Origin of the sequence: Bifidobacterium sp. UBA6881, from assembly GCA_002451435.1 — a bacterium.
Lineage (GTDB): Bacteria > Actinomycetota > Actinomycetes > Actinomycetales > Bifidobacteriaceae > Bifidobacterium.
This window is the reverse complement of record DKCF01000071.1, coordinates 1,537-16,317: the sequence shown is the minus strand read 5'-3', so window position 1 is coordinate 16,317 and position 14,781 is coordinate 1,537. Positions and strand designations below refer to the sequence as shown.

General features: G+C 62.8%; 7 protein-coding genes, 1 tRNA gene and 2 pseudogenes. 6 read left to right on the top strand and 4 right to left on the bottom strand.

Going from position 1 to position 14,781, the window contains the following annotated elements; genetic code table 11:
• The first annotated feature begins 714 nt into the window (after positions 1-714).
• Positions 715-1,461, top strand: a complete 747-nt coding sequence (locus B3C64_RS05355) for a class I SAM-dependent methyltransferase (protein ID WP_291534247.1) — start codon at positions 715-717, stop codon at positions 1,459-1,461.
• A 249-nt stretch (positions 1,462-1,710) separates the two neighbouring features.
• A complete protein-coding gene (metK, locus tag B3C64_RS05350; protein ID WP_291534246.1) occupies positions 1,711-2,907 on the top strand; it encodes a methionine adenosyltransferase in 1,197 nt (398 codons plus the stop codon).
• Positions 2,908-3,052: 145 nt separating this feature from the next.
• Here metK and B3C64_RS05345 read toward each other — a convergent pair whose 3' ends face one another.
• The 4 genes from B3C64_RS05345 to xseA all read right to left on the bottom strand — a co-directional run bounded on the left by B3C64_RS05345 (position 3,053) and on the right by xseA (position 6,136).
• Entirely contained in the window at positions 3,053-4,129 is a 1,077-nt protein-coding gene (locus B3C64_RS05345; RefSeq protein WP_291534245.1) for an endonuclease/exonuclease/phosphatase family protein, read from the bottom strand.
• Positions 4,130-4,177: 48 nt separating this feature from the next.
• A tRNA-Arg gene (locus B3C64_RS05340) sits at positions 4,178-4,250 on the bottom strand.
• A 147-nt stretch (positions 4,251-4,397) separates the two neighbouring features.
• The gene (locus B3C64_RS05335; protein WP_291534244.1) at positions 4,398-4,685 is read right to left on the bottom strand and encodes an exodeoxyribonuclease VII small subunit; all 288 of its coding nucleotides are present in this window, start codon (positions 4,683-4,685) and stop codon (positions 4,398-4,400) included.
• 167 nt (positions 4,686-4,852) lie between these two features.
• Complete coding sequence (gene xseA / locus B3C64_RS05330) at positions 4,853-6,136, bottom strand: exodeoxyribonuclease VII large subunit (protein ID WP_414632166.1); 1,284 nt, start codon at positions 6,134-6,136, stop codon at positions 4,853-4,855.
• A 501-nt stretch (positions 6,137-6,637) separates the two neighbouring features.
• On the opposite strand from xseA, the gene nrdD reads away from it, so the two are divergent.
• The 4 genes and pseudogenes from nrdD to B3C64_RS08755 form a co-directional block, all read left to right on the top strand.
• Positions 6,638-9,037: an anaerobic ribonucleoside-triphosphate reductase gene (nrdD, locus tag B3C64_RS05325; protein ID WP_291534243.1), complete on the top strand. Its 2,400-nt coding sequence runs from the start codon at positions 6,638-6,640 to the stop codon at positions 9,035-9,037.
• Between the two features lie 169 nt (positions 9,038-9,206).
• A complete protein-coding gene (nrdG, locus tag B3C64_RS05320; RefSeq protein WP_291534242.1) occupies positions 9,207-9,920 on the top strand; it encodes an anaerobic ribonucleoside-triphosphate reductase activating protein in 714 nt (237 codons plus the stop codon).
• 224 nt (positions 9,921-10,144) lie between these two features.
• Positions 10,145-13,376, top strand: a pseudogene (locus tag B3C64_RS05315) (acyl-CoA dehydratase activase-related protein); the annotation flags it as partial.
• A gap of 158 nt (positions 13,377-13,534) precedes the next feature.
• A pseudogene (locus tag B3C64_RS08755) lies at positions 13,535-14,781 on the top strand (activase); the annotation flags it as partial.

Here is a 14,781-nt window from a genome sequence, read left to right as displayed (position 1 = left end):
GCTTGATCGGGTGGTTGTCGTTGCTCATGGGAAGCCTTCCTTGATGTTCCCGACGTGAAATGGAATCGATCGGTCGGGATTTGGATATCGCCTATTGGAAGGCCGGAATGATGGTTGGATGCGTTGATTGCAGTGAATGCTACATGGGAATGACGCCGCACATGCCCATGCGCGCCAAGGAAATCGTTATATGAATGTATTGATTTATGTTATATAACGGGAAATAGCGGTTCATAAGAATTAATTATAATTTTCCGGTTGCGTCAGATTTTTTGATTTGTTATGCTGATTGCGGGCCGGGAAAGTTGGATGCCTGGTTCATCAGTTTCAATACCGACATTAAGAAAGGAGCTCAGCAAAATGTCTCGCATGATGATGACGATTTCCGTCGAAGGGAATGGACGAATGTGTAGCATGATGGGTTCCCGAATGGCCATGATGGCCGTGGAGTGTATGGCTCGCTAGCCTTTCGGCCTATATAGAGACCCTATTCCACCGTTTCCGCGGTGTTCTTCTGGATTTCGCGCCGCATGCCGGCTATGGCGCGATTCTTCTTGCAAAGCGTTCCCAGTATGCCCGTCGTTTGTCGACGATCTGGGGTGATTTGCTGATTCGATTAAAAATTCAATATATCAATATATTGAATAAAAATTTCTCTATATATGTATTTAAATTAAAAAATGCATATAAACAATCTTTATTAAGGAATAAACAATGACTACTGATGGTGCTCACGACGGATTCGAATACAATCGTTTCGAAAGCCACTACACGGAACGCCCCAACATCACCGAATCCCGTCTCCGCCTGCTGTGGGCCGCGCTGACCACGAAGATTCCGGGGCGCACCCTTTCGGTCGGCGCCGGAACCGGCAGTGTGGAGGAGGAGCTGCGCGACCGGTACGGTTTCACCGTCGATGAGATCGTGGAGCCCTCGGACGCGTTGTTCCCGGCCATACAGGCGAAGGGCTTCCACGCCTGGAAGGGCGTCGCGGAGACGTATCCGTACGAGGCGGAATCGTTCGACACCATTTACTACAACGGCTCCAGCCATGGATTCATCGACGATGAGAACCTCGAGTCCACCTTCCGCAAGAACTACGACGCGCTGCGCCCCGGCGGCAGGCTGATTCTGTCGGACGTGCCCAAGGAAAGCTCGCTCGGCATCCTGCTGCTGACGATCCGCAACCATCCGGACCTCGACCGGGGGCAGTACGCCGACCTGCTGTCGGGCACCGCGTTCTTCGACCTCGCGCAGGGCAAGGAACCCACCTACAAGCCGAACTGGCATGTGACGACGTTCTACATCGACCTGCTCAAGCGCATCGGCTTCGTCGACCTGCAGTTCAAGCAGACGGTGCTGGCGAACTCCACCTTCCAGAACGATGTGGTCGAGGACCCGGTCCCCGGCTACACGAAGGGCAACTACGTGGCCATCATCGCCACCAAGCCGGCCAAGTGACGGCGCGCCCATCCGCCGCCGGACGGACGGCGCGGCCGAGCCGACGGCGGATGACGATTTCCAATGGGTATGCGACCGCGATGCCCGCGCATGCTTGGTTCCGCATGCTTGGCCCCCGCATGCCCATCTCCGTGCCCATCGGCGCAACGATGAGACGGCACGTACGTCAACATCACCAAACATCTCCTTATTTCCAATGAATTCCAGGCGGCGCCATGGAACCGCGCCGCCCACAGAAAGGTTTTACCCATGTCTCGTTACCTCGTTTCCGAATCCGTCACCGAAGGCCACCCCGACAAGGTCGCCGACAAGATCTCCGACGCCATCCTCGACGCGTACCTCGCCGAGGACCCCGATTCCCGCGTCGCGGTCGAAACGGTGGTGAAGGAAGGACTGATCTCGCTGCAGGGCGAGATCTCCGCGCCGGTCACCCTGAACCATTCGGAGATCGCACGCAAGGCCGCCGCGGAGATCGGCTACACCGACGCCGACAGCGGCCTCGATCCGCAGGGCGCCGGCGTCATCAACAACGTGTGGCCGCGCGACTTCTCCGAAAGCAAGGGCGACTACGGGCAGACCGCCGCGCAGACCGAGGAGGAGCGCGAGCGCCTGTACGACACGTTCATCGGTGACCAGGGACTCGTCGTCGGCTACGCGACCGACGAAACGGAGGAATACCTGCCGCTGCCGTACGCGGCCGCCTCCAAACTGGCGGAACGCCTCGCCTACGTGCGCAAGAACGGAATCATCCCGCAGCTCCGGCCGGACGGCAAGACGGAGGTCGTGGTCGAATACAACGAGGACCTGAGCCGCGCGCTGCGATTCGACACGGTGCTCATCTCCACCCAGCACGACCCCGACATCGAACTGGATGATCTGCGCAAGCAGGTGCGCAAGCAGGTGCTCGAACCTGTGCTTGACGAATTCAAGCTTGACTATTCCAAGGCGAAGATCGTCATCAACCAGTTCGCGTTCGTCAAGGGAGGGCCCCATTCCGACGCGGGCCTGACGGGACGCAAGGTGATCGTCGACACCTACGGCGGCATCGGTTCGCACGGCGGCGGCGCCTTCTCCGGCAAGGACCCGCACAAGGCCGACCGTTCCGAGGCGTACGCGGCACGCTGGGCCGCGAAGAACATCGTGGCCGCGGGCCTCGCGCACCGCGCCCAGGTGACGCTCGGCTTCATCCTCAGCCAGGGCGCCCCGGTCTCGATCGACGTGGAGACCTACGGCACGGAAAGCGTGCCGCGCGAGATCATTCAGAAGGCGGTGGAGAAGACGTTCGACTTCCGACTGCTCTCGATCATCGACCAGCTCGACCTGGCGCGTCCGATCTATTACAAGACCGCGGCCTACGGCCACTTCGGCCATGACGATCCGGACTACACGTGGGAGAAGCTCGACAAGGTCGAGGCGCTGAAGGAAGCGGTGGACTCGCTCCGTTAGCGATCTCTCGGGGCGCGTTCCCGGAGACGCCGAACGGGTGGCGGAACCGATGTGATTCCGCCACCCGTTCGTATGCAAAGGACTGCTTGCGGGTTTGGCTTTGCGGGTTTGTTCGGTCGGCCTGACCCGCGACCATGGACGCGCGCTAGTTGAACTGCACGGTGGTGAGCAGCGCCTTGTGGTCGGTGCCGTCGATTTTGACGGTTTTCGTCTGGCCGGCCTGCATGCCGGAATCGAGGATGATGTGGTCGATCCCGGCGAACGGCGGCACATAGTTGATGTTCGCCGGCCAGGTGAACATCAATCCGTTCGCCGATTGCCGTGCGGCGTCGATGAAACGGCCACCCAGCATGTTCCGCAACGGCGTATGGTCGGTGGTCGCGTTGAAATCGCCCATGAAGACATAGCGCCTGGAGGCGTCGAACCGCATGCGGGCAAGCTCGTCCAACGAGCGCTTCCACTGCTGCCAGTAGCCATTGGTCGGGGATGTGGTGTGTACGGAGACGAACCGCACCTGGGTGGCGCCGTTGTTGAATCCGATGGTCGCGCCCGGCATGAACGAGGCGCTGGAGTCCACATCGTCGTCCGACGGGTCGGCGAGCGGCGTGGCCGACCACAGGCCGTTGCCGTACACGCCATCCGAGCTGGATACCTGCGAATAGGGCAGCACATCGCCGATGCCGGCCTGATTGAGCTCGTCGATGAACGCGTCCGTGGTCTCCTGCATGGCGAGCACCTCCACATGCTCGCTGCGGACGAGATCGACGATCTCCTGGGCGTCGGCGTGCCCCTTGTACACATTGCAGGTCATCAGTTTCGCGTAATCGTCGGTGGTGTTGACGGTGGAGCCGGATACCGCGGCGATCGCGGCCCGTGAGATCTTCGTTCCGTTGTAGAAGAACGGATACTGCCACCAGACCTGCAATCCGACGGCCAGCAGGGCAAGCATCAGCGCCAGCCGTTTTTTCGAAATCGCGGCGCAGGCCAGCGCGACCACGGCAAGCAGCGCGAACCACGGCACCAGCGAGACCACGACCGGAACATACGGCAACGCCTGTATCTCCTCGGGGAGGATGCGGGTGAGCGTGCCGAGAAGCGCGGCGAAGGCGAATACGGTGCCCAGAAAACCGCAGACGAGGCCGCGGATACGATGGTTGTTCGATTTTTTCAGGCTGCGGATCGGCTTGGCGGCTTTCGCTGGCCGCGAATTCTTCTGGGCCATGCTTCCTCCCAAAATCGGCATGCTGATATGGCCGGGGAATACAACAAGTGCCCCAGATAGGAATCGAACCTACGACACCTTCTTTAGGAGAGAAGTGCTCTATCCACTGAGCTACTGAGGCAACGAAGCTCCATTCTACACATAAGCCGGACTCGACCGCGGGCATTCGACGTGTCGGCCATACGGAATGCGTCAGCCGTGCGGAATGGACGCTCGGAATGCGTCGGCTGCGCGGAATGCGTGCCGTCCATGCGGAATGGAAGCGCGGTCAGCTGAGATTCGACTGCGTGCCGGCGGTATCGGCCGCGGTGGCCTGCTGCGCCTGCGCCGCGTCCAATTTGGCGCGGACCTCGCCCAGCAGGGTCTGCGCGCGTTTGGCCAGCGCCTCGCCGATCTCCCACTGGCGCATGGACTGGTCGAGGCTGAGCCCCCCGGCCTCAAGGGCCTGCACGGCCTGGATGAGCTTGTCCCTGGCCTCCTCGTAGGGCATCTGTTCGATGGCCTCGCGTTCCTTGTCGGTGAGGCTGGATGCCGGTGCCGTGTTGTTGTCGCTCATGATGTCGCGTTCCTTCCTCTGTCGCGTGTTGTATGGCGTTCCATGCCGTTCGGATGCTTTGCGTGATCCGAACGACGATTGGCGTGGACGTCGGTTGTTTCGGTTGCTGTCGGTTGTTCGTGTCGTCATGGCCGATGGGTGTGGCCGGACGGCACGACCGGAAGCCGTCACGGCCGCACGGTTTTCGCTTCGGAGACGACCACGCCGTGCTTGAGCGTCATCGTCAACGTGTCGCCGGGGGAGACCTTGCCGGCGTCGTCGATGACGTGGCCGTCGGCGTTCTGCACCACGGCGTATCCGCGGTCCAAGGTCGATTGCGGGCTGAGCGCGGTCAGCGAGGCCTGGGTCTTTTCGATGGTCAGGCTCGCGTCGTCGAGGATGCGCGTCAGGCCGATGCGCATGCGCTGCCTCGCGTCGTCGATGAGACGCTGGTGCGGCTCCAGCATGGTGAGCGGCTGGGTGAGGCTCGGACGGTTCGCATAGCCCTCGATCAGCCTGGCCTCGTTGGAGACCATCGCGTCGATGCGCATGCGCATGCGGCTGATGCCCGTGTCGATCAGCTGCGCCTGCTCGCGCACGTCGGGCACCACCTTCTTCGCGGCGTCCGTGGGCGTGGACGCGCGCAGGTCGGCCACCAGGTCGAGCAACGTCCAATCGTCCTCGTGGCCGATCGCGGACACCAATGGCGTGTTCGCGGCCGCCGCGGCGCGCACCACGCCCTCGTCGGAGAATCCGATCAGGTCCTCGAACGCGCCGCCGCCTCGCGCGACGATGATGACGTCGACGTCCGGGTCGGCGTCCATCCGGCCGATCGCCGCGATCACGTCCGAGGGGCATTGCTCGCCCTGCACATGCACATGCATCACCTTGAAGTCGACGGCGGGCCAACGCAGCCTCACGTTGGTGATCACATCGCCCTCCGCACGGGCCTGCGGCGCGCAGATCAGGCCGATGCAATGGGGGAATTCGGGAAGCGGCTTCTTGCGGTCGGCGTCGAACAGCCCCTCGCCCTTGAGCTTCTTGCGCAGGGCGTCGATCATCGCCTTGAGGCTGCCGCCGGCCCCTGCTGCGATGATCTTGTCGCCGCGCAGCGACAGCGAGGTGCGCTTCATCCACAGATTCGGTTTGCCGTGGATGATGACGCGGTCGCCCTGTACGAAAGGCGCCGCGGCGGCCGCGAACTGGCCGAATCCGTTGACCTCCATGGCGATGTCCTGAAAGTCGTCGCGCAGGGTGATGTAGGCGCTGCCCTGCCGGCGCGTGTTGATCTGCGTGATCTGGCCGGCGACCCAGACGGACGGCCAGCGGTCCACCGCCGAATGGAACTTCTCGCTGAGCAGACTGACCGGCCAGGGATTGTCGGCCGTGGTCTCGCCTGCCATGCGCGGCAACGGCTTCGCCGGCGCCTGCGGCTGCGCTGCCATCGGGTTGTAGTCCGGATTCCAATTCATGGATTCAAGATTCCACCATCTTGCGGACAAGTAGAACGTATGTTCGAATGATTGCCGGATTCCGCTTGGTCTTCGTCGGCGTGTCCGGGTGCGTGGTCCGGTGGTTTGGGTGTCGGGTCCGCCGCGCGTCCGGCCGGCTCGTCCGGCATGGTTCGGACGTCCGACGCGCCGTCGCATGACGCTTCCGGGGCGCTTCCACGGCGTTTCCCCGGCGGTTCGCGACGTGTCCGTGAAACGGTTTGCGCGAGCGCGTTCCCGTGTGTATAGTCCCTCTTCGGAGCAAACGCCAGCTCGACACCCCGCTTCGCCGCGTTAGTTATGTCACAGTTTTTTTGAAATGGCAGAATACCGCCAAAAACGGCATATATAGTTTCATTGTCGGCGTGGCGGCCCTAGATATAGTGCTGGCCTTGGCATATAGTCATAGACGTCGAAAAACACAGCGCATGCCCGACAACGCATGGAAACCAGCCGGAAGGCCCGGCTCGGAAAGGATGACGAATGGAAACCCAGGTTCTGGATATTGCCAGCGCAACTTCTGCGACGGGCACCGGCAAGGTGCTCGTCGAGAAGCGTGATGGTCGTGTGGTCGATTTCGATCCGATCAACATCATCAGCGCGGTGAAGTCCGCCTTCGCCGACCTTGACAAGAAGATCGGTCCCCAGGAGGAGCGGATGATCCGCGACATCGCCAACCAGGTCGAAGGCGAGATCAAGGACCGATACAACGGCCCCGCCAAGATCGAGGACATCCAGAACCTCGTCGAGCACGGTCTGATCGAGGACCATCTGTACGACGTTGCGCGCACCTACACCAACTACCGTCTGAACAAGGACATCGAGCGCGCCAAGGCGACCGACATCAACGAGGCCGTCAGGCGCCTGGTGAACCGTGATGAGGCGCTGGTGCGCGAGAACGCCAACAAGGACTCCAACGTCTACTCCACCCAGCGCGACCTGCTCGCCGGCGCGGTCTCCAAGGCGTCCGCGTTCTCCATGCTGCCGGACGCGGTCTCCAACGCGCACATGAAAGGCGACATCCACTTCCACGACGCCGACTACTCGCCGTTCACCGCCCAGTCCAACTGCTCCCTGCCGAACTACTGGGACATGCTCGCCAACGGCTTCACCCTCGGCAACGCGCCGATGGGCTCCCCGAACAGCATCTCCATCGCGGCCACGCAGATCACCCAGATCATGAAGGACGTGGCGTCCAGCCAGTACGGCGGCCAGACCGCCAACCGTGCCGACGAGCATTTCGTCGAATACGCCAAGAAGGACTACGACAAGTTCCTCGAGCAGGCGCACGAGATCATGCCCGACGACCTGCCGATCGAAATCGCGGAACGCCAGGTGCGCATGGCCAAGCAGGTCGAGCCGAAGCGCCTGCATTTCGAGAAGGACCGTCCGGCCCTGCCGATGGACGAGCCGTTCAACAAGGACGTCGACCGTCTGGAGCAGCTGCGTGAGATCTGGGCGAAGATCCAGACCCGCAAGGCCATCTACGACGCCATGCAGACCATGGAATACCAGATCAACTCCAACCGCGTGTCCAACGGCCAGACCCCGTTCGTCACCGTCGGATTCGGCCTGGGCACCGACTGGTTCGCCCGCGAGATCCAGCGCGCCATCTTCCTCAACCGCATCCGCGGCCTCGGCTCCGAGCACCACACCGCCATCTTCCCGAAGCTCGTGTTCACCATCAAGCACGGCGTGAACGCCGATCCGGGCGACCCGAACTACGACATGAAGCAGCTCGCCCTCGAATGCGCCACCAAGCGCATGTACCCGGACGTGATCTTCTACGAGAACATCGTGAAGATCACCGGCTCCTTCAAGGCCCCGATGGGATGCCGTTCCTTCCTGCAGGGCTGGACCGACCCGAAGACCGGCAAGGACGTCGAGGACGGCCGCATGAACCTCGGCGTGGTCACCGTGAACGTGCCGCGCATCGCATTGGAATCCCACGGCGACAAGGACCGTTTCTGGAAGATCTTCGAGGAGCGCATGGCCGTCGCCCACCAGGCGCTGCAGTTCCGCATCATGCGCTGCAAGCAGGCCACGCCGGTCAACGCCCCGACCCTGTTCCGCTTCGGCGCGTTCGGACGTCTCGGCGCCAGCGACAGCGTCGACCAGCTGTTCCGCAACGAGCGCGCCACCGTCTCCTTGGGCTACATCGGCCTGTACGAGGCGACGAGCGTGTTCTACGGCAAGAACTGGATGCGCGACCACGGCTGGGATCCGCAAGGCAAGGAATTCGCCCTGTCGATCGTGCGCCGCATGAACGAGCTGTGCAAGGAGTGGAGCAAGGCCGAGGGCTACCACTACTCCGTGTACTCCACGCCGGCCGAATCGCTGACCGACCGCTTCAACCGCATGGACCGCGAGAAGTTCGGCAAGGTCGAGGGCGTCACCGACCACGACTTCTACACCAACTCCTTCCACTACCCGGTGTGGCTGCAGCCGACCCCGATGGAGAAGCTCGACTACGAGAAGGACTTCCCGTACTTCGCCTCCGGCGGCTTCATCAACTACTGCGAGTTCCCGTGCCTGCAGGCCAACCCGAAGGCTTTGGAGGCGGTCTGGGACTACGCCTACAACATCGGCATCGGCTACCTCGGCACGAACACCCCGATCGACCGCTGCTACGAGTGCGGCTACGAAGGCGACTTCGAACCCACCGAAGAAGGCTTCAAGTGCCCGGAGTGCGGCAACTCCGATCCGGACAGGTGCAACGTGACCAAGCGCACCTGCGGCTACCTCGGCAACCCGGTGCAGCGCCCGATGGTCCACGGACGCCACGAGGAGATCGCGCACCGCGTCAAGCACATGAGCGGCGAGACCGGCCACGTCACGCTGAACGACGGCTCCGAACGCGAATGGTTCGAGGAGACGAAGTAGCATCCGCGCGAAACCGACCGAGTGAGAACCGATGAACAGGAGGGTGGTGTCCGCAAGGGGAATCACCCTCCTGTTCCGTAACGGAGCCCCGCATGGCGCCAAGCCATACGAAGACGCGCATGCTCGGTGCGGGGCGCATAGCGTGGAAGCGCAGGAACAGGAGGTCCACATGACCAGCAGCGTCAGCACGTCGATCAGACGCCACGATTTCGCGCCGACCGACGCCAATCGTGGTCCGGGAATCCCGACCATCAGGGCGAACAACCCCAAGGCCGGGCAATGGACGAACGCCATGAGCCACAACATGGTCGCCGACTACAAGCGCTTTCTCATGACCGACGGCGAGGGCATCCGCTGCTCGCTGTACGTCTCCGGCTGCCCGTTCCGCTGCGAGGGCTGCTACAACTCCTCGATCTGGGACTTCCAGGCGGGCCACGAGTACAACGACCGTCTCGAGGCCCAGATCATGGACGACCTGAGCCTGTCATACGTGCAGGGCATCACGTTCCTCGGCGGCGAGCCGTTGCTCAACACGGGCGTGCTGCTGCCGCTCGCACGCAGAATCCGCGAACGCTTCGGGCATGAGAAGGACATCTGGTGCTGGACGGGCTACACGTGGGAGGAGCTGATGCGCGACGGCGAAAGCCCCGACAAACGCGAGCTGCTCGAACAGATCGACGTGCTCGTGGACGGCCGCTACATCAAGGACCTGCACGACTCCCTGCTGCAGTTCCGCGGCAGCAGCAACCAGCGCATCATCGATGTGCCGCGGTCGCTGGAGCGCGGCGAGGTCGTCATCTGGCCGAAACTGCACGACCAGATCCGGTTCATTCCCGAGATCTACGGCAAGGACCGCTCCGCGGGGGAGGGGGCGGCCTCGTGACGGAAAAGACGGGTGACGCGCGAAGACGCGTAAACTAGACAGGCCGATAGGTTTGGTCGATTAATTTGTGTGACGTGCCGCACGGTTTCGCCATCTGCGAATCATCGGACGGGTTCTTAGGCGTGGGCACGGACTACGATTACATGTTTGGATAACCGGAATAGGGCGTTCCATGCCCCGCATGAGGCGCAGACCGGCGGACAAGAGTGATAGAGGTTAATTGCATGGTTGAAGCAGCAGATACCGCGGTGGCATCCCGCGATACGAAGCCGTTGCGCGTGGGTCTCGACATCGGATCCACCACGGTGAAGGCCGTGGTGCTCGATCAGACCGACGCGCTCGATGGCGTGCTCTTCTCGGATTATCGCCGTCATCACGCCAACGTCCGTGCGACCGTGGCAGGGCTGTTGGAGGACATCCACGGGGAACTCGAATCCCGTGGCCGTGGCGACGAGCCCATCCGCCTGGCCATCACCGGTTCCGGCGGCCTCGCCTTGGCCGACAACCTCCACGTGCCGTTCGTGCAGGAGGTCATCGCCGAAACCCGCGCGATCGACCAGGAGTATCCGCAGGCCGACGTGATCATCGAACTCGGCGGCGAGGACGCCAAGATCACCTATCTGAAGCCGACGCCGGAACAGCGCATGAACGGTTCCTGCGCGGGCGGCACCGGCGCGTTCATCGACCAGATGGCCACCTTGCTCGACACCGACGCCGCAGGCCTCAACGAGATGGCCAAGCACTACGAGACGCTCTACCCGATCGCGTCGCGCTGCGGCGTGTTCGCCAAAACCGATCTGCAGCCGCTCATCAACGACGGCGCCGCCAAACCCGATCTGGCCGCGTCGATCTTCACCGCCGTGGCCACCCAGACCATCGCTGGCCTGGCGTCCGGCCGCCCGATCCACGGCACCGTCATCTTCCTCGGCGGCCCATTGTTCTTCATGTCCGAGCTGCGCGCGGCGTTCCACCGCGCGCTCGAAGGCAAGGTCGACGAATTCATCGTGCCGACCGACGCCCACCTGTACGTGGCGTTCGGCTCCGCGCTGCTCGCAGGAGAGCCCGACCAGCTCGAGGAGGGCCAGCACTTCGAGGCACGCACCTGCGCCGACATCCTCAAGAACCTCGACGAACTGAAGAACCTGCCGGCGAACACGCCGACCATGCCGCCGCTGTTCCCGACCGAGGCCGACCGCGAGGCGTTCAACGAACGCCACCACCGCGAACACGTGCACATCGGCACCCTCGACGGCGCGAAGGGTCCGCACTTCCTCGGCATCGACGCGGGATCGACCACCATCAAGGCGACGCTCGTCAACGACGACCGCGAAATCGTATGGTCGTCATACGCGACCAACGAAGGCAGCCCGCTGACCGCGGCGGTCAACATCGTCAAGGAAATCCAGAAGAAGCTTCCCCAGGACGCATGGATCGCGCGCTCCTGCGCGACCGGCTACGGCGAGGGCCTGATCACCACCGGCCTGCACCTCGACGAGGGCGTGGTGGAGACCATGGCCCACTACCGAGGCGCCGAAATGGTGTCGCCCGGCGTCACCGCCGTCATCGACATCGGCGGTCAGGACATGAAATACCTCGCGATCTCCGACGGCGTGATCGATTCCATCGCAGTCAACGAGGCATGCTCGTCCGGCTGCGGATCGTTCCTGCAGACGTTCGCGCAATCCATGGGACTGACGATCCAGGAATTCACGCAGGCCGCGCTCAACTCCACGCATCCGGTCGACCTCGGCTCCCGCTGCACCGTGTTCATGAACTCCTCCGTCAAGCAGGCGCAGAAGGAAGGCGCCTCGATGGAGGACATCGCGGCGGGCCTGTGCTATTCCGTGGTGCGCAACGCGCTGTACAAGGTCATCAAGCTGCGCGATTCCGGCGAACTCGGCGACACCGTCGTCGTGCAGGGCGGCACGTTCCTCAACGACGCCGTGCTGCGCGCCTTCGAGCTGCTCACCGAACGCAAGGTGACCCGACCGAACATCGCCGGCCTGATGGGCGCATACGGCGCCGCGCTGACCGCGCGCATGCACTACTCCGACGTCGCAGACGGACTGGACGACGACGCGGAGGACGCCGACGCCAAGCACGTGAGCATCGACGGCGTGGAACACACCGCGTCCGGCATCGTCTCCGGCGACGAACTCGACCACCTGTCGATGACCACCGAACGCGACGTGTGCAAGCTGTGCCAGAACCACTGCAAGCTCACCATCACCACCTTCCAGGACGGCTCGCGCTACGTGACCGGCAACCGCTGCGAACGCGGCGGCGACGCCAAGCGCAAACGCTCCGACAGGCCGAACCTGTACGACTACAAGTACAAGCGCTGCTTCGCCTACCGCAGGCTCACCGACAAGAAGGCGACCCGCGGCGAAATCGGCATCCCGCGCGTGCTCAACATGTACGAGAACTACCCGTTCTGGTTCACGTTGCTCACCTCGCTCGGCTTCAAGGTGATGATCTCCGGCCGCTCCAACCACGAGCTGTTCGAGACCGGCATCGAATCGATCGCCTCCGAAAACATCTGCTACCCGGCCAAACTGGTGCACGGCCACATCAAATGGCTGCTCAACAAGGGCATCAAGACGATCTTCTACCCATGCGTCAGCTACGAAGAGGAGTTCGTGCCCAACACCGACAACCACTACAACTGCCCGGTCGTCGCCAACTATCCGGTCGTCATCGGCGCGAACATGCCGGAACTGCGCGCGGAAGGCGTGCGCTACATGCGCCCGTACTTCAACATGGCCAACCACGAACTCATGGTCGACCGCATCGTCGAGGAATTCGCATGGGCCGACGTGACCCGCGAGGAAGCCGAAACCGCGGTCAAGGCGGCATACGCCGAAAACGAGGTCTTCAAGCACGACGTGCAGATGGAAGGCCTCAAGGCGCTCGCCTACATGAAGGAGCACGACTGCAAGGGCATCGTGCTGGCGGGCCGCCCGTACCACATCGATCCGGAAGTCAACCACGGCATCCCGGAGACCATCTGCTCGCTGGGCATGGTGGTGCTTTCCGAAGACTCCATCTGCGAACTGCAGCCGGGGCAGAACCTCAACCTGAGCGAATTCCTGTCCGAAGGCGAAGAGGACCCGCGCAGGAAGAACGCCAGCGGGTTCCGCCACGTCGACGACCGCAAGGTCACCAAGATGCCGCTGCGCGTCACCAACCAGTGGGCCTACCACGCGCGCCTGTACGCGGCGGCCAACTTCGTCGCCTCCTATCCGGGACTCGAACTCGTGCAGCTCAACTCCTTCGGATGCGGCCTCGACGCCATCACCACCGACCAGGTCAGCGAAATCCTCGCCGACAAGGCCGACGTGTACACCATGCTGAAGATCGACGAGGTCTCCAACCTCGGCGCGGCGAAGATCCGTCTGCGCTCGCTCAAGGCGGCCATTGAGGAGCGCGAACGCAACAAGCGCCGAACCGCCGCGTCCACTTCGACTGATTCCACGGAATCGTCGGATTCCACGAACACCGCCGCGGTGGCCGAAGCCAAGGCCCGGCTCGAAGCGGCGAAGAGCCAGCTCGCGCAGGCCGAAGCCCAGCTCAAGTCCGCCGAACGGCAGGCGAACGCGACGGCCAGGCAAGGCGGATTCCGCAAGACCGGATCCGACGCGCCCACCCCGGGACGCCAGATCATGCTCGACACCGTCATGAAGGCCAATCCGAAACTCACCAAGGCGGTCAAGGACGCATCGCGCCGCGCCGCCGAAAACGGCGTCGGCGAAAGCCACGAACACGGCAAATCCGCGCACAACTCGGCCACCATGTCGAAATACGCGAACCGCATCCCGTTCGGCAAGAGCATGCGGAAGGACTACACCATCGTCGCCCCGCAGATGAGCCCGATCCACTTCTCGCTGGTGGAATCCGTCATCCGCTCCGGCGGCTACAAGTTCGACATCCTCAAGCACGCCAGCCGCGAAAACGTGGAGACCGGCCTCAAATACGTCAACAACGACGCCTGCTACCCGGCCATCATGGTGATCGGACAGCTCATCGACGCGATCCTGGAAGGCAAGTACGATCCGGACCACACCGCGCTCGCCATCACGCAGACCGGCGGCATGTGCCGTGCGACCAACTACTTCGGACTGATCCGCAAGGCGCTGGTCGACGCCGGATACCCGCAGATCCCGGTCATCGCCATCTCCACGCAGGGCATCGAGGACAACCCCGGCTTCACCGCGACGCCGGCGTTGCTGCACCGCGCCATCAAGGCGCTGATCATTGGCGATCTGCTGATGAAATGCCTGTACCGCGTGCGCCCATACGAGGTGACGAAGGGCAGTGCGGACAAGCTGTACCAGACGTGGGACACCATCGTGCGCGAGACCATCGAGCATCACGGCCATTCCAAGACCGCGCGCAGGTTCATCGGCAAGGGCTACCTGCCGTACCAGACGCTGCTCAAGGAGATCGTCAAGTCCTTCGACGCGCTGCCGCTGAAGGACGAGCCACGCAAGGTGCGCGTCGGCGTGGTCGGCGAGATCCTCGTCAAATACCAGCCGGACGCCAACAACCATGTGGTCGACGTCATCGAATCGCAGGACTGCGAGGCCGTGGTGCCGGGCATCATGGAGTTCATGACCACCAGGCCGTACATCTCCGACTGGAACGAGCACTACTTGGGTACGGGCGGCAACAAGCTCGGCTATGCGCTGATGCGCAAGGGACTCGACCTGTACCTGAACCCGGTGCGCCACGCCATCGATCTGGCGCATGGCAAGTTCTCCCAGGACCTGCCGATGCCGGAGCTTGTGAAGAAGGCCGGCGAGGTCACGTCCGTGGGCGTGCAGGCCGGCGAGGGCTGGCTGCTGACCGCCGAGATCCTCGA